The sequence below is a fragment of the Paenibacillus sp. DMB5 genome, from assembly GCF_001517085.1.
GTDB lineage: Bacteria > Bacillota > Bacilli > Paenibacillales > Paenibacillaceae > Paenibacillus_AQ.
In genome coordinates this window covers 1-15,066 of the sequence record NZ_LRAC01000139.1, presented here as the reverse complement: position 1 = coordinate 15,066, position 15,066 = coordinate 1, and the positions used below count along the sequence as shown (strand labels likewise).

General features: G+C 50.3%; 21 protein-coding genes and 2 pseudogenes. 7 read left to right on the top strand and 16 right to left on the bottom strand.

Annotation, left to right across the window (positions count from 1 at the left end; translation table 11 throughout):
- Window positions 1–37: 37 nt before the first annotated feature.
- From AWJ19_RS22330 to AWJ19_RS22290, 9 genes are all read right to left on the bottom strand, one after another.
- Window positions 38–745 carry an MBL fold metallo-hydrolase gene (locus AWJ19_RS22330; RefSeq protein WP_068727167.1) on the bottom strand — a complete coding sequence of 236 codons (708 nt, stop codon included), beginning with the start codon at window positions 743–745 and terminating at the stop codon, window positions 38–40.
- Between the two features lies 1 nt (window position 746).
- Window positions 747–1,652 carry a RecT family recombinase gene (locus tag AWJ19_RS22325; RefSeq protein WP_068727165.1) on the bottom strand — a complete coding sequence of 302 codons (906 nt, stop codon included), beginning with the start codon at window positions 1,650–1,652 and terminating at the stop codon, window positions 747–749.
- Window positions 1,653–3,641, bottom strand: a complete 1,989-nt coding sequence (locus AWJ19_RS22320) for an AAA family ATPase (protein ID WP_068727164.1) — start codon at window positions 3,639–3,641, stop codon at window positions 1,653–1,655.
- Complete coding sequence (locus AWJ19_RS22315; protein WP_068727162.1) at window positions 3,638–3,898, bottom strand: hypothetical protein; 261 nt, start codon at window positions 3,896–3,898, stop codon at window positions 3,638–3,640. The genes AWJ19_RS22320 and AWJ19_RS22315 overlap by 4 nt, the downstream gene beginning before the upstream one ends.
- 211 nt (window positions 3,899–4,109) lie before the next feature.
- Window positions 4,110–4,370 carry a hypothetical protein gene (locus AWJ19_RS22310; protein WP_068727160.1) on the bottom strand — a complete coding sequence of 87 codons (261 nt, stop codon included), beginning with the start codon at window positions 4,368–4,370 and terminating at the stop codon, window positions 4,110–4,112.
- The gene (locus tag AWJ19_RS22305) at window positions 4,367–4,630 is read right to left on the bottom strand and encodes a hypothetical protein (protein WP_068727158.1); all 264 of its coding nucleotides are present in this window, start codon (window positions 4,628–4,630) and stop codon (window positions 4,367–4,369) included. The genes AWJ19_RS22310 and AWJ19_RS22305 overlap by 4 nt, the downstream gene beginning before the upstream one ends.
- A gap of 9 nt (window positions 4,631–4,639) precedes the next feature.
- Window positions 4,640–5,008: an XRE family transcriptional regulator gene (locus AWJ19_RS22300; protein WP_241781847.1), complete on the bottom strand. Its 369-nt coding sequence runs from the start codon at window positions 5,006–5,008 to the stop codon at window positions 4,640–4,642.
- A gap of 275 nt (window positions 5,009–5,283) precedes the next feature.
- Window positions 5,284–5,607, bottom strand: a complete 324-nt coding sequence (locus AWJ19_RS22295) for a hypothetical protein (RefSeq protein WP_082708065.1) — start codon at window positions 5,605–5,607, stop codon at window positions 5,284–5,286.
- Between the two features lie 19 nt (window positions 5,608–5,626).
- Window positions 5,627–5,833 carry a helix-turn-helix transcriptional regulator gene (locus tag AWJ19_RS22290; protein ID WP_068727156.1) on the bottom strand — a complete coding sequence of 69 codons (207 nt, stop codon included), beginning with the start codon at window positions 5,831–5,833 and terminating at the stop codon, window positions 5,627–5,629.
- A gap of 154 nt (window positions 5,834–5,987) precedes the next feature.
- Between AWJ19_RS22290 and AWJ19_RS22285 the strand changes: the two genes are divergently transcribed.
- Window positions 5,988–6,326 carry a helix-turn-helix transcriptional regulator gene (locus AWJ19_RS22285; protein ID WP_068727154.1) on the top strand — a complete coding sequence of 113 codons (339 nt, stop codon included), beginning with the start codon at window positions 5,988–5,990 and terminating at the stop codon, window positions 6,324–6,326.
- Here AWJ19_RS22285 and AWJ19_RS37385 read toward each other — a convergent pair.
- A complete protein-coding gene (locus AWJ19_RS37385) occupies window positions 6,323–6,445 on the bottom strand; it encodes a hypothetical protein (protein ID WP_277815833.1) in 123 nt (40 codons plus the stop codon). The two genes, AWJ19_RS22285 and AWJ19_RS37385, sit on opposite strands and share 4 nt — an antisense overlap.
- 103 nt (window positions 6,446–6,548) lie before the next feature.
- On the opposite strand from AWJ19_RS37385, the gene AWJ19_RS22280 reads away from it, so the two are divergent.
- Window positions 6,549–6,800, top strand: coding sequence for a helix-turn-helix domain-containing protein (locus tag AWJ19_RS22280; protein WP_068727153.1), 252 nt, complete (start codon window positions 6,549–6,551; stop codon window positions 6,798–6,800).
- A gap of 187 nt (window positions 6,801–6,987) precedes the next feature.
- On the opposite strand, the gene AWJ19_RS22275 is transcribed toward AWJ19_RS22280, so the two are convergent.
- Complete coding sequence (locus AWJ19_RS22275) at window positions 6,988–7,308, bottom strand: LytTR family transcriptional regulator DNA-binding domain-containing protein (RefSeq protein WP_157890070.1); 321 nt, start codon at window positions 7,306–7,308, stop codon at window positions 6,988–6,990.
- A 104-nt stretch (window positions 7,309–7,412) separates the two neighbouring features.
- On the opposite strand from AWJ19_RS22275, the gene AWJ19_RS22270 reads away from it, so the two are divergent.
- From AWJ19_RS22270 to AWJ19_RS22260, 3 genes are read left to right on the top strand one after another with little or no spacing between them, the layout of a single operon-like run.
- Window positions 7,413–7,859 (top strand): hypothetical protein, encoded by a 447-nt coding sequence (locus tag AWJ19_RS22270; protein ID WP_128083669.1) that lies wholly within the window; start codon window positions 7,413–7,415, stop codon window positions 7,857–7,859.
- A 13-nt stretch (window positions 7,860–7,872) separates the two neighbouring features.
- The gene (locus tag AWJ19_RS22265) at window positions 7,873–8,418 is read left to right on the top strand and encodes a hypothetical protein (RefSeq protein ID WP_068727148.1); all 546 of its coding nucleotides are present in this window, start codon (window positions 7,873–7,875) and stop codon (window positions 8,416–8,418) included.
- A gap of 17 nt (window positions 8,419–8,435) precedes the next feature.
- A complete protein-coding gene (locus AWJ19_RS22260) occupies window positions 8,436–9,641 on the top strand; it encodes a site-specific integrase (RefSeq protein ID WP_068727146.1) in 1,206 nt (401 codons plus the stop codon).
- A gap of 85 nt (window positions 9,642–9,726) precedes the next feature.
- Here AWJ19_RS22260 and spoIIM read toward each other — a convergent pair whose 3' ends face one another.
- The 3 genes from spoIIM to AWJ19_RS22245 form a co-directional block, all read right to left on the bottom strand.
- Entirely contained in the window at window positions 9,727–10,350 is a 624-nt protein-coding gene (gene spoIIM / locus AWJ19_RS22255) for a stage II sporulation protein M (RefSeq protein ID WP_068727145.1), read from the bottom strand.
- A gap of 82 nt (window positions 10,351–10,432) precedes the next feature.
- Window positions 10,433–11,632, bottom strand: coding sequence for an endonuclease Q family protein (locus AWJ19_RS22250; protein WP_068727143.1), 1,200 nt, complete (start codon window positions 11,630–11,632; stop codon window positions 10,433–10,435).
- A complete protein-coding gene (locus AWJ19_RS22245) occupies window positions 11,623–12,195 on the bottom strand; it encodes an NUDIX hydrolase (protein ID WP_068727142.1) in 573 nt (190 codons plus the stop codon). The genes AWJ19_RS22250 and AWJ19_RS22245 overlap by 10 nt, the downstream gene beginning before the upstream one ends.
- 77 nt (window positions 12,196–12,272) lie before the next feature.
- Here AWJ19_RS22245 and AWJ19_RS35345 point away from each other — a divergent pair, with 77 nt between their 5' ends.
- Window positions 12,273–12,446 (top strand): hypothetical protein, encoded by a 174-nt coding sequence (locus AWJ19_RS35345; protein ID WP_157890069.1) that lies wholly within the window; start codon window positions 12,273–12,275, stop codon window positions 12,444–12,446.
- A gap of 103 nt (window positions 12,447–12,549) precedes the next feature.
- Here the strand turns inward: AWJ19_RS35345 and AWJ19_RS22240 are convergent.
- Window positions 12,550–13,675: pseudogene (locus AWJ19_RS22240) on the bottom strand (M20/M25/M40 family metallo-hydrolase).
- A 140-nt stretch (window positions 13,676–13,815) separates the two neighbouring features.
- Between AWJ19_RS22240 and prli42 the strand changes: the two are divergent.
- On the top strand, window positions 13,816–13,917 hold the full coding sequence (gene prli42 / locus AWJ19_RS34885; protein WP_090719403.1) for a stressosome-associated protein Prli42: 102 nt from the start codon (window positions 13,816–13,818) through the stop codon (window positions 13,915–13,917).
- A gap of 80 nt (window positions 13,918–13,997) precedes the next feature.
- Here the strand turns inward: prli42 and AWJ19_RS22235 are convergent.
- Window positions 13,998–15,066: pseudogene (locus AWJ19_RS22235) on the bottom strand (dihydrolipoamide acetyltransferase family protein); the annotation flags it as partial.

Sequence of the window (15,066 nt, the reverse complement as noted above, 5' to 3'; positions counted from 1 at the left end):
ATCATGCTCTTCCAAATCCGCTCACCCATCGGCCCGTTCATCGATCTGCTACCCGCACGAGTGCGCCGGTGGTCTCCTGTATCTCTTGCTTGAATCGCTCAGCGTCGCTGTTGCCGTCAGATAAATGCAGCAGCCAGATTTCCTCGACATTCCGGGTATCATTGGCTTTCAACATTTCCTTCACATTCTCCAGCGAGAAGTGAGAGCGAAGCAGCCGCTTCTTCTGTGCTGGATGGAGGTAACCAGCAGCCACCCGCTCATTGACGATATCCTCGGAGTAATTGCACTCCACCATGATGTGAGTCAAGCCGCTAAAGCGATGCTGGCAGTAGTAGGTGTCTGTCAGGAAGACCAGCTTATCTCCCGCTGTATTCGCCAGTAGGAAGCCTAGCGGCTCTTCTACATCGTGCTGGATATCGAACGGGAGAACTGTCCAGGTACCAATCGTGAATCCCTCCAGCGCCTTGATAACCTTCAGGCGATGCCCTGCCAAACCTCTGGCAGCCGCCGTCCCCGCGCTGGTGTAAATATTGATTCCTGCTCTCATAATGTCAGGAGCAGCCTTGCTATGATCTAGATGCTCGTGTGTGATAAGGCATCCGGCAATATCCGTCATCCGGAAGTTAAGGGCCCGCTGAATCGACTTATAAGGAAAACCGGCTTCCAGCAGAAGCGCGGTGTGCCCGTCCGTTATACGGTAGGCGTTACCGGCGCTACTGGAGCCGAGGCATTTGATGTCGATCATGTTAGAAATCCAGTTCTTGTTCAATTGGCGGAACATCATCAGCAAAGCCATGAGGATCATCGACAGGCTGCTTTGTACTTGGCGCTGGCTGTTGTTTAGCCGTCGGTGCAGTAGTACTTGGCTTGATATCAATCACTTCTCTGTTCGCACGCTCTGCGATCTCAGCTCTAACTTCTTCGCCAGTTACATCAATACGCTCGTCATATTCGTTATCTGTCGAGCGATTAATAGCATCGACCAGCAGGTCGCTGTCGTCACTGGTGTTGATGTAAGCCTTGGCCGCACGGTTGATAACAGTCCGCTTTGCCATTTCTTGCGGGAATTTTTTATGGACGGATTGACTCGTTTTACTCTGACTCCAGGAAGCGTCAACCTCCTTTTTAGTCATGACGGTAAGGATTTCTTCATCTTCGAGCGTTTTCACCACAGCGTAGACGCCAAGAATTTCATTATCCCGATTCTCAAAACTGGTTTCGTGTTTGACCAATTTTTCGCGCCCGCCCGCCACTTCATATTCAAATACATCGCCCTTGTAAATAACATTTGCCCAGATGTCCTTGACGTTGGACAGACGCTTAAGCACAGCTTGTGTACCGAAATAGGAGCGATTAAGCTGAAGCTTGCTGCCGTATACGATGAAGTAACATTGTGTCTTGGCCGGGCTTAGACCCTGCACAACCATATCGAGCAGTGCATTGGCTACAGATTCCCGCGTGCACACCTCCAACGCAGGCTTACCGTTCTTATCCTGAACCTCCTGGAGTTTGAAGAAGGCGCTTTTTAGCGCATTGCTCGCATTGTAATTCGGAGGCAAGATCAACCCATCATCCTGCAACCGTGTAAGGCTCCGATTAACATCATCAGTGATGTCCTTTTGAATAATCGCCACCTGATTACCTGTACTCAATTAAATCGCCTCCTGTATAGCTGCCGTCTCAATCCGCAGCTTCTTGTCTTTCTCACTGACTACCAGCCGTATTACCTGGGCATCCGTCCCGATCAGTTTCGTCACGGCCTCTGCATTGTCCACGAAGATCGGAGCAGAGAATCCGTAATGCTCACCCAGCGTATTGATGATGTCCAGGCCGACATTAATTCGGGCTGCGTTGTTCAGGCCACCGTCATACGGAACGCCCTTATAAAGCGTGTCGCAGACTTCCTTAATCCCGCCGTTGATCTGATCCTCGAAGAGCCGGAACCGGGCAAGCTTGAATTTGCTGTTGATCTTGGCATCCAACATGCTGACCTTGGTCTTCGTGAACTCCTCACACAGGAACAGTTCGTGCTGCAGGCGCTCGTATTCAGAAGCAAGCTCCCGCTCCTGGTTCTCCAGCTCTTCAACACGCTGCTGCGCGCGGCGGACACCTTCAAACTTAGCGAGATCCCGCTCCATCTCTTCGATCTCAGAACGCAGCCGGCGAATCTCTGTCCGAGCTGCTGCAGCTGAATCATCAGTTGAAGCCCTAAGCTCTCTGATCTGCAGCTGTACTGCCGCCGCTTCAGCTTGCTTACTGGCGTAAGTCGGATCAGCAGCCGGATCTTTCACGCCTGCTCGCAGGTCGGTCAGCTCATCCTCGGCAGCCGTCAACTCCGATTGAAGTAGTATCAGAGCGCTTTTCAAATTCTCAATTTCTTCGTGAAAGCGAATATTCTCTTGCTCATATTGCTGAGCAGCAGCCACAGCAGCTTTCCCAGAAGCATTAATACGTTCCTTCTGCTCGGCCAGCCTGCGGTTGAAGTCTGCCTCCGCCTTGTCGTGAGCTGCCTTTACCTGATCCTCTGGTAAGGACTGCCCGCAGGCCGAGCAGTGAGCATCATGCTCACCTGCAGGCTCAAAGGTTAAGCCCTTCAGCTCAGCAAACTCCGCTCGCAGCCGATCGGCTTCCTGCCGGCGCCCTGCCGCCTGCCGCTCATTCTGCTGAATGCGTTGCTGCTTATCCTCGATATCCCGGCGGTACCGGTTGACCTCGATATGCATTTGGTTGACAGCGTCCCGCTTAAGGGCAACCTTATCAAGCACATCCGAATGCAGTTGACCTTTAATGGAGATAAGCTCTGCTTCGATCTCCCGAAGCCGTTTTTCTTTCACAGCCACTTCACCACCGGAGAGGATACGGGTAAGCTCCGCTTCCCCTACCTCTACCCTGCTGCGCAGGATGGCGATGTCTTCCTTAAGCAACTCTTCATCCAGTTCGGCAATGTCCGGCATCTGGCGCTGAACCTCACTGATCCGAACTGGCAGCTCCTTGATCTCCTTGTTAATCACACTGCAGCGCGAGGTTATGACCTTCTTGTGAGATTCAAGGTCCCGCCCGCCGAGAATGCCCGGCAGCGGAGCCAGATCCTTGTTGCCGTGGATCACTTCAGCGTCCGTCAGGTCACCGCACACTTCCAATAGAACCTTCCGGCGGTCCTCTTTCTTAAGGACTTCATTGAAGTAAGAAGGGCTGGTCAAAAGCTTAAACAGTTCCTCTTTAATGACCGAATCCACCTCAGCGGTGTACTCTCCCTTTTTCACGGGAACACCGTCGAGGAAGTAAGTGGTCTCATGGCCTTCAAAGGCATCCGTCGCGGATCCGTGCTTCTTCGTCCATTTCTCTGAATAGACCCGGCGGAAGGAGCGGCGGCGGCCATCGATCAGGAAGACTCCCTCGACCTCATGCTCCAGTTTGTGCTGCAGCACCTTTCCAGCACCATCCAAGCCTTTGATTTCGAAGTCAGCCTTGTTCTGGCTGTCCTTACCAAACAGAAGCCAAACAAAAGCATCGAACACAGTTGTCTTCCCGGTGGCATTGTCACCGAAGACATCAGCGTCCCCGCCGTTGACGGCGAGGACAAGTTCTTTAACACCTTTGAAATTACGGAGCGTCAGGCGCTCCAGAACGATACGCTTCAAGCGATCTCCCCCTCGATTGCCGCCCTGCACTCATCATGCAGGAGCGACTGCTGATCTGGTGTTTCGGGATAACGGATGCCGTCCAAGTAAGTCCGGATGGCATATTCAACTTCGGCCAGCTGGTCCGGATCAGCATGCAGCTGAAAGGTGCCGGTCTGCTGCCGGATGGAAAGAATCGACGGCGAGTAGTGCGTTGGAGGCACAATTTCAACCTCGATGCGCTGCCCACTGATGTGAGCAGAAAAAGCTGTTGACATTCCCATTCCCTCCCTCTTGTGTCATTCGGCCCTCATCGTGTAAGATAAGGGCAAGTGGTAAAACATTATTGCTATTCAGTTTTCAAAGAGCGAGCGTCCCGGTGCAACGGGGCGTTTTTTTATTGATGCGTCAGCCGCATCTTGGAACACCAGAGGGAGGAAAGGTTATTTCTAAGCTCTGATGCTCCAAGACAGGGGCCGAAGCCACTGCTTACTCAAGTCTCGCTACTTCCTGCATGATTGCTTCCCGGATGTCTGCCGGCAGTAGATCAATCACTTCAACCAGTTGATCCCACTTAGCAGTAGCGAGCTGTTTGATCCGGTCCTGCTGCAGAATGAAAGCCTGGGTGTATTCCTTGATGGCCGCCCGGATCTTCTGGACCCGATCGATAGCGGACCAATATTCCTGCCTGCGTTTTATGTACAGTTCCGCAAGCGCTACGGCGAATTCAGTCTTATCATGCTCCGTCATACCGCCTCACCCTTGCTTTCAATGAATTTCAAAGGTACAATGGGCATAACGAGTCGCTTTAATGGAGTGCTCAAACCGGTCCGCCCTGCCAGGCGGGCTTTTTCTTTTTCATTGATAATTGCGATCGATAATTCCCGCATTTCATTTACCAAGAACCAATCCCACGTTCCATCCGGCTGCTGTGTCTTTGAAAGTTCTTGGTGAATGTTTCTCAATTCGCACAACCGCGTCCGTGCTGCTCGTAATGCATCGAATTCCATTTCAAACCCTCATTTCATGTATTGTTTTGCTTTCAGATCCGCTCTGTGTTCTTTCCAAGTCGCCAGCCAGCTGAAGCTGTATTCCTTACAAAGCACTGCGGCCAGATGGGTCAGGGCTGTTATTGCTTCTACCGTTTCCATCAGTAGGCGTTTGATTTGCTTACGATCCGTTTCACTAAGCTGCTTGTTTGTCTTACTGATCGGGGCGTCGCTTGAAGCTTCAAGCACTTCCTGAACTTCCTCCATCGTCTTGAACAGTACGCTGGCCCGATGCAGATCTACATTGTCCAGCCAAGGAGCAGAAGCACCGCCGGTGACTTCCGCAGCTGCAGCAAGGTATAATTGACCGTCATCGTAATGCTCAGCTGCTGCTTTCATTACTGGCTTGGAAGCTCTGCGGGACCCCCTTGCAATTTTTCCTATTAAGGAAGCATCAGCATGAACAATAAGCCCCGCCTTCTCCCTGGTATCTCCTGACTGCTTTAATGCCTGCTCTAATGCAGTCCGAATTGTCCGATAGCCAACTTCTGATCCTCTCCTTTGTCCGGTTTTGCGGGTTATATCGGACAGAGGCCTGATGTATGATTGTCTTAAGCAATTCCCCTTGCCGCATTCCCTGCCCGCCGCTGCCGGTACAGCTCGGCGGGTTTGTTTTATCCAGCCACATGGCTGCGTTTCGATTTGTAATTAACACCGGCGTTCTCCTGAACCCAGTCTGTGTGCTGCTCGATCCAGCGCAGCAGCAGTGCTGTAGGAATCCGAGGATTACCGAACTCACGATTGACTGGAAAGTCCTTTCGTCTCATTACCTCTGTTGCCTTTGGAGCGCTGATATCCAGCAGATCCATGAACTGCGTTCTGTTAAGGACGGGAGGTAAGGAAACCGGCACCTGTACTGCGTATGCCTCGATTGCTTTGGAGACAACTTTATCGAGCAGGCGCTCCAGATCGGCTTCTTCCATGACGATGAGGGCCATTTAGATAACCTCCTCACTCTTATTTTCTAAGAGTTTTGATCAAAAAATAACTTGGATTCAACTTCAGTGCAGAACAAATTTTTTCATAATCCACGGTATCAACTCGTTGCTTACCTGTCATCATTCGAGAAAGCTTTTTAAGTCCTATACCAGATTCTTTAGCTACATAAGTGAATGTCAAGCCATTGTCTTTTATATACTTACGAATTCGGCGATTGATTTCCATCACTGCACCTCCCTTTATCTTAGATACTAAGAACTTGTGATTACAATATAACTCTTAATTTCTAATACGTCAAGCATAAAGTCTAAATTTCTAAGAGTTAATTCTTTGTTATTAGGAATTTGGTTATAATTATAAGTCGAGGGGGGTGAATGGCTTGTCGGTTGTTTCAGAACGATTGAAAAAAGCTCGAAAGAAGAGTGGTCTTACGCAGGTGGATGTACAAAAGAAAACTGGCATTCATAACAAAACGCTGAGTGGATATGAGAACGAGGTGAGTGAGCCGGATATCGGAACAATAAACATCCTCTCTGATCTATATGAAGTTTCAGTGGATTGGTTGTATGGGAAAACAGATGACCAAAAAAAAGTTGTGTCCCAAACTTCGATGGACGAAAACAGAAGATATCTAATAGATAAGATAATGCGCGCTTCTGATGAAGATCTTCCTGATCTAAAGATTCTTATTAATAGAGTATTATCTGACAACGACTAGCTGTCATCTTTTAGTAATTCTTGTTCTGCCTCCAATTCTTGAAATAAGAGGACGAGCAATTCGATTTGTTTATCATCCGCACCACAAATTTTACTGATTAATTCCTCTTTTTCAGTCATGGTTGCACCATCCGTTTCTTAGGTGGATTATTTTATCATATTAACATACGAACCAACGTTCGTAAACGATCCATAAAAATGGTATAATAGAGGTGGCAGTGCGATGGAACTTGTTCCTGTGCGCTGTCGCATTCCCGAGCTGATCGCACGGCGCCGTGAAATGGAACCGAAGAGCAGCGAAATTAAGATCAATCAACAATGGCTAGCAGATAAGGTGAGTCTTAGTAAGCAACAAATGTCGGATTACATTCATCTCCGTTCTGGTTACCAGAGCATGGGTATTCAGCGTGCAGCATTGATTGCTTACTACCTTGATTGTTTGATAGACGATCTTTTTGTTTGGGAATGGCGATAGCTGAGTGGCTAAGCCGCTCTTATGGAACAAGTACCGATTAATCAGTACTATTCACATTAGATTCACCTCGCAAATATGTATGTCCTTGCTGTATTACATACTTTATCACATTAAATTAGAAAGCGCTGTCGAAAAAGGACGAACGAAAGCACCCCCTAAACACCATTGAAGGGGTTGACTTTTACGTTCACATTTGCTTTAAAACATGTAGTTGTGTCCCATCTTTGAATGTAATCACCGAACCATTGTTCTCAATAGATTGGATCTTCTCGATTTTCTCTTCCTGGACAAGAGCAGTCCGGCCGACCATGATAAATCCCTCATCCTTCAGAGCCGCAGCTGCCTCGGCCAATATGTCCAGATCATGGTAGGAGCCATTCGTGGTGTGATAAGCGAGAACGGCCATTGAATGCCCTGATCGTTGCCATTTATCAATATAGTTGACGTCCTTGAGGTCTACGTCCTTCCATTCAAACTTCTGACTCTTCTTAAGCTGCAGTTTCTTCATTCTCCTAATCATAAAGTCTCCCCTGTCAGATCTCTGTTGTTGAGATAATTTTACGACAAAGTTTGACATGAGACATTGCATAAAATATTACAGTCGTAAAGGTGGTGTCTTTAATTGATCATGTTTGGTTTTCCAGCGAGAATTACGATTATGGTGAGGAATACCTGATACAGAAAACAGAAGAAGTCCTTCACGATCCTTGCGAGCTCCACTTCATGTATGAAAGCTTAATCATCTTTTATAACAATTACTTATATTATCAGAGCGATGCTGCGGAAAAGCTCGTGATGGTCTGCCGACTGGACATAGAGTTTTATTTCCGTTTCATTGACGCCTGGCGAGCCCGCTATCGCAATGAAAGGCTTCCGATAGATCCTCTTTCGTTTAAAACACTCTGGCGCTTTTACGAAACCAGAGGTCTCTTATATGAGGCAATTGATATTTGCTATGCAGCAATTGAATATGAAATCCAGGACTACACCCAGGGAGGATACGTTGAACGAGTAGCGCGATTAGAGAGACGATTGGAAGAGTATTTAAAAAATTCATAATAAGAGGTGTACTATGAAAAAACTTATTATCGCATCATCGATAGCATTGCTCCTTGCCGGCTGTGGGACGTCCGCTGCAGATCAAGCTGCTGAATTGAGCACACAGGCTGAGCAGCATTACAAGGATGGCGATCTACAGAGTGCAAAGGCCGTATATGAGAAATCATTAGAGATCAAGGAAGATCCAGACGTCCGCCAGAAACTCACACTTACAGAAAGTGAAATCATAGCACTGGCTACTATCCGACAACACCTAAGCGATCTATCTGCTGCAAATCAGGAATTGAAGCAAAATGTCGATTCAACTGCCCTGAATGAGACTGCCATCAAAATTGATACGATTCTGAATGAGTTGACAGAAGTTCCTGTTCCTGAATATTCAGGTGTGACAGTTTACTTAAACCGGCTGAAAGAAGACAATGACTTATTCCTTCTCAAATCAGATGTGGAGCTTTTTATGCTCAGCGCTCAGACTGGTCTTGAAGTAGATGCGGTGAAATTAAACAAGTCCATTCAAACTTTCTTAGATGAACACTCGAAGATCAGCAATTACAAATAAGTAAGGAGAGATCCCCAATGGCGTACCTAAAAAAAATTCCAGCTAAGAATAAGCAAGGGTATAAATGGCTATGTGTCATGGAGGGTCCTCCTCATCCTGTAACCGGAGATCGCCGCCAGATTTCCAGAAGAGCTGACACAAAGAATGAAGCCCAAGCTCTTGCGCAAAAAGCTGTTGATGATCTTTTATCTGGAATTGATAAGAAGAAAGCTAAACGGACATCATTTCGTTCTGCAGGTGAAGAATGGCTTTCAGATTATAGCAAAAGCGGAGTAAAGAACAGTTCCATCAGAGCTCGTTCTAAGGCCCTTCTTGTCCTTTATAAATACATCGACCAGCAATCAATCGAAACGGTAACCTTTACTCAATATCAAAAAATCCTATACAAAATGTTCGATGATGGATATTCAGAAGCATATATCCGAAATATTCATATCGTATCTGGAATGTTATTTAAATGGAGTATTAAGAATAAGTTACGTGCGGATGATCCGACCAGGGAGGTTAAACTGCCGAAGAAGGTTTTGACCGTGGAAGAGATTGAACGAAGAAATCTGGAGGAGAAATATCTGGAACGCAATGAGCTAAATGATTTCATGTCACAGGTTCGCGAACGTGGTCTGGAAGGCGATGAAGAAGCTTTCAAGCTTCTAATTTATTCAGGGTTGCGTCCAGGAGAGCTATGTGCCTTAATGTGGCCAGACTTTAATGCCAGTGAAAAAACATTGCGCATCACAAAAACACTTTATACTCCGGACAGAGCTGGAGGTAGAGTTGAAATCACCCCGCCTAAGACTGAGGGTTCGATAAGAACGATCAGCCTTGATGATGTCATTGTAGAGATGTTAAAAGACCTAAAGATCAGGCAGGCAGAGCGCCATAAACGGTATAAAAAAATGAACTCCGACTTTGTGGAGACTAACTTTATTTTCACTAGACCTAATGGCCGTTCCATTGATCAGAAAGTCCTTTTGAACCGAATGGATAGGCTCATCAAACGCACATCGATTTCAAAAAAAGCTACGCCGCACATCTTTCGGCATACTCACATTAGTATGCTTACAGAAGCCGGCGTAGATTTGCGAACAATTATGAAACGGGTAGGCCATGATGATGAAGCTACAACCATTAAGATTTACACTCATGTCACCATGCGGATGAAAAGAAACGCTGACGAAAATATAAGCATCCATTTCGAAGAGATACTCAACAGTGAGGAGTGATTTTGCAGAGAATGTTATTTTTCCGTTATTTTGTCCTCTCGTACCGCTTCGAAATATCCAATAACACCAGTGTTTCCGGGCACTTTTAGACGAGCATGGGAGTTATCCAGCGCATCATGGCCGGCGTCACCCAGGCTTCGAATCCGGAAACACCCAGAACCAGTACAGCCATGCCCAGAGAAAGCAGTGTATACATGGCAAAAGGCCGGGTTACCGGTGTACGCCTGCCGCCAAGCACGCGGCTGCGGATCATCAGCAGGGAGAAGGCAATGGCAGCAGCACTGCTGACCAGCAGCACCGGGATCAGCACCAGGTTATGGGGCGCAACGGAGACCAGGGCGAACAGCAGCCCGTGCCAGGAGTATTCGCTGACCATGCAGCCGACGGTAAAGCCGATCAGCACGCCTTTGAGAAAATCAAGGATGAGAATCCCCGGCAGCCCGATCACCGATAAGCCCAGAATCCAGATCAGCCCCACCCATTTCAGGTTCAGGGCGGCTATGCTCCAGTAGGAATCCGGGGCAGCCGGCAACCCCTGCTGATCCACGGTCACAAAGAAATTACCTAGATAATCCCCCAGCTCCTGCTGCTGATCGAGCGTCAGACTGCTGACAATCAGCGCCCCGAACACAACCCCGACCAGAAATAATACCGCAACAAAAATATAAAGAGGCGTCTGTTCCTTGATCATCAGCCGCAAACTGCGCATTGGGACGTTCTCCTTTCAGGTCACATGTTACACCATATGAGGAAACGTCCCGCTCTATGACTTGTCCTGCGGACAAGAAGGATTAGCTTTGCGATCTGTCCACCTTACCGTAGGTTCCGCCTCCGCCTGAAGTCAGTGCCAGCCTGCCGCTGCGGGCCAGAATGATCTGCGCTGCCAGCTCGGGGCCGGCTACTGCGGCCAGCTCAGCTTCGCCGGCACGGTGCAGGATATTCATCTCCGTGCCGAAAGCGGCCAGCAGCGCGTTCATCTTGGCCTTGCCCAGCCCCGGGATGAATTCCAGCGGAACCTGGTAATGATAAGGCGGACGATGTGCGGGAACAAGCGGCTGCTCCCGGTCGGCGATGTGCAGGATGCGGTCGAATACGCCCTGTACAAGCTTGGTGCTTCCGCAGTAAGGACAGCGCTCCGAGGTAGCTGCCGCTTCATCAATAATACTGCCGCAGCCGGAGCAATAGCTGCGGTGGTATTTGCCAAGCCGCGGGTTAAGGCCAAAATTGGCGCTCACCCTCCGCCCTTCCTGCCGTGCAAGCGCCAGCCGGAATTCGTTGAACGAAGGATCGGCCAGTTCGAGCACATTGTATTCGCGCCCGATTTTGCCGAGGGAATGTGCATCGGAATTGGTCAGGAAGGAATAACGGTCAAGCTCGGAGATATACCCGGCCATTTCCGAATCGGCGCTGAGGCCAAGCTCAACTGCGGCAATCTGGTCCAGATCAAACAGCTCAGCCATCCGCTCTGCTGAACAACCGTACAGCCCTTTATGCGGTGTAAAAATATGAGCCGGAATCAGCAGGCCGCCCCGCCCGTAAATTTCCTCCTGCAGCACGCGTGAAGGAGCATACAGCCGCTGCGAGCTGAGGTTGACGTTGCGCATATGACGGCTCATCCAGGCGCTGAAATCCTCCATTGCCGCAAGGTCCGGCATAAAGGCCAGCACATGGCACTCCTTGCGGCCCGGTTCCCGGATCTCGATCTCAGTGCCGAGCAGAATCGTCGTTCCCCGGTAGGCAACCCCGCCGCCTGCAGCTTCAGTCATCTCGCCCGACATCAGGAGCTCGCGGATATCCTGCATGACACCTGGCGAATGGCTGTCAATGATGCCGATCAGCTCGATTCCTTTGCGTTCAGCCGCTTCTTTGGCGATATTGGCGAAGGTGAGGTCGCGGCTGCCGCTGATTTTGACAGCTGCTCCAGCAGAGGTCCTGCCGATATGGACATGCAGGTCACAGTAAAAGCTGTGCAGCTTGGATTCTAGTGCCATTGGCCGGTTAAGGTGTAGAGGTGCCAGGCATAGACGGCCATCATCGTTTTGGCATCGGCAATCCGTCCGTCCGCAATGTACTGGTACGCTTCCTCCAGCGTCAGCTCAGATACCTCCAGAAACTCATCCTCATCCAGTGCCATTTCACCCGGCTGGGCGTTCTCGGTCACATACAGATGAATAATTTCATCCGCAAAGCCAGGTGAGGTATAAAAAGACTTCAGCAGCTTCAGCTCTCCGCTGTGAAAGCCTGTCTCCTCCTGCAGCTCACGGCCTGCCGCTTCCAGCGGGTCCTCGCCCTTATCCAGCTTGCCGGCCGGAATCTCCACCTCTGTGCGGTGCATCGGCTGGCGGTACTGCTCCACCACCAGCATTTTATTGTTATTCAGCGCTAGCACGGCCACGGCTCCGGGATGCTTCACAACCTCACGTGTAGCACTGTTGCCGTCGGGCAGCTTTACCGTATCCACCTGCAGGGTGATGATTTTACCTTCAAAAATCGGCTGCGTGGACAAAGTCTCTTCGTCTAGTGCAGGGTTGCTGTGCAATTCATTTTTTTTCATAGATTCATGGTCTCCTTTGGCTGGATTCTGCATAGGGTGTATTATAGCAAACTTAAGGGGAAAGAAGGAATGCAAGCATGAATGACATCCTTATCCGTACCAGCAGATCAGCCGTTACAGTCGCAGGCAAGCCTGAGCAGATTAAAGCCGTTATTGCAGGATGGATCGAACGGTACGGGCGCGATATGCCTTTGTCCTACGTCCTTCTGCTGCAGGCAGAGACACGGGTTAATCCGCCCAAAGCCGGCTGATTGCCGCCCTCCTTCGCCCACCGGTAACAATAAGGAGCTGATCCCGGCTTTACCGGAAACAGCTCCTTCTTTCATTCTGCGCAGCCGACGGCAGCGGACAGGCTTATGCCTTTACACTTTCCTTGACAATAGCTACCACAAGCTCCGCCGCTTTTACAATATCATCGGCTTTGATCCGTTCCTTGGTGGTATGAATATGCTCATAGCCGATGGCAAGATTCACAGTTGGCACCTTTAGACCGTTAAATACATTGGCGTCACTGCCGCCGCCGGACGGGAACAGACGGGTTGTCAGTCCCAGGGAAGTGATGGCACGATCCGCCAGCTGGACTACGGTATCATTTTCATTAAAGCTGAATGCCGGATAAATAATCTCACTGCGGAACTCGCATTCCGCGCCGTATTCACGGACGGTCGTCTCGAGTGCTTCGCGCATCGAGGCAATCTGCAGCTCCACCTTCTCCTGCACAATACTGCGTGCTTCCGCATCCAGCTGCACATGGTCACAGACAACATTGGTCGGGCCGCCGCCGCAATTTGCCGATATTCGCTGTCGTTTCACTATCGATCCGGCCGAGCTTCATCGCCGAAATCGCCTTGCTCGCAACTTGAATCGCACTGATTCCGTCTTCAGGGTTGACTCCGGCATGGGCGGATTTACCGATAATCTGCATCGTAATTCTGGCCTGAGTCGGTGCAGCTACTGCAATGGAGCCAACCTCACCGTTGGAATCCAGAGCGAAGCCCATATCCGCATCCAGATAGCTTGCGTCCATAGCCCGTGCGCCAAGCAGCCCGGATTCTTCGCCTGCGGTGATAACGAACTGGATCTGGCCGTGCGGAATGTTCTGCTCCTTAATCACACGGATCGCTTCGAACAGCGCTGCAAGGCCCGCTTTGTCATCCGAGCCGAGAATCGTTGTGCCGTCGCTGGTGATCCAGCCGTCTTCGCCGAGCGAAGGCTTAATGTTTTTGCCGGGAACAACAGTATCCATATGGCAGGTGAACAGCAGCTTGGGTGCAGCAGCACCGCTGTCTGCCGCCCAGGTCACGAACAGATTGCCTGCGCCGTGTCCGGTGCGTTCCATGGAATTATCCTCGATAGCGGTCAGGCCAAGGGCGCTGAATTTTTCTTTTAACACATCGGCAATCTGCCGCTCATTCCCGGTTTCGCTGTCCACCTGGACAAGCTCCATGAATTCCTGAATCAATCGGTCTCGTACTATCACTGGACTTCCCTCTCTTTCACAGATACGTTACAATAGTGGTATATAGCCTGAACTTAGAAATGAATCACAGGCAGCATTCTTAAGTTCACCTTCTGCAATGCCTATAATTTACTCTTACACTAATCCTAAAGGAGTCACACATGAATCGTCAAAAATGGTTCCGCATTGTCATTTATATCATGCTGATCGCGATGGTCGCCTCAACCCTGCTCATGGTAGTTGAGCCTTTCCTGGCCGGTTAAGGACAGGCCTTACAAGCTTAATAACAGCGTCCGGCATTTGCCGGGCGCTGTTTGCTGTGTCACGGCAAATGCGACGCTGATTAATATATCTTCGTATCCGGCGTATAGCTTTCCAGATTATCTTTTACGCGCTGCAGGAACCGGCCGCAGATGACCCCGTCCAGAATCCGGTGATCCAGCGACAGGCAGATGTTGGCCATCGAGCGGACCGCAATCATGTCGTTGATGACGACCGGCTTTTTGACAATCGATTCAAACGTCAGGATCGCCGCCTGCGGGTAGTTAATAATCGGATAGGACAGGATGGAGCCGAAGGAGCCGGTATTGTTGACGGTAAAGGTGCCGCCCTGCATATCATCCAGCCGCAGCTTGCCTTCACGGGTCTTCTGGGCCAGCTCGTCGATCTCGCGGGCGAGTCCGGCGATGTTCTTCTGGTCCGCCTTTTTGATAACCGGCGTCATAACGGAATCTTCGGTACCGACGGCCAGCGCGATGTTGATGTCGCGTTTGACGATGATTTTGTCCACGGCCCAGACGGAGTTCATGATTGGATAGTCTTTAATCGCACTGACCACTGCCTTCATCATGAAGGCAGATAAGTCAGATTGATGCCTTCCTTGCGCTTGAACTCATCCTTGACCTTGTTGCGCAAAATAACCAGATTGGTTACGTCTACTTCAATCATTGTCCAGGCATGCGGAATTTCCGAGACGCTCTGGCGCATTCTTGTCGCAATCGTATTGCGGATCGGTGTTACGTCGATCAGGTACTCCGAGCTGCTGCCAAGGCCGCCCTCCACCTCGATGGTCGGAATGCGCGGGGATTCACTCAGGTGAAGCCCCGAATTGCGCACCGGCTCCAGCTGCTCCTGCGCCTCCGCCTGAATCGCCTGCAGCAGCACTGCTGCTGCGCTTCAGCTCCGGCCGGCCGGCTTGCCCCGCGCCGGCGCGCCCGGATGTGCAGGCACTTGCTGAACGGCGGCTGCGCGCCGTTCTCCAGGTGCGCAGCACATCCTTGCGCTTAATGCGCCCGCCGAGCCCGGTGCCCGGCACGGCGTTCAGGTCAATGCGGTGCTCCGCTGCCAGCGTCTGCACCGCGGGTGAGTAGCGGGAGCGCATAGGCGCGTCCGCTGCTGAGAGATACGGCGCT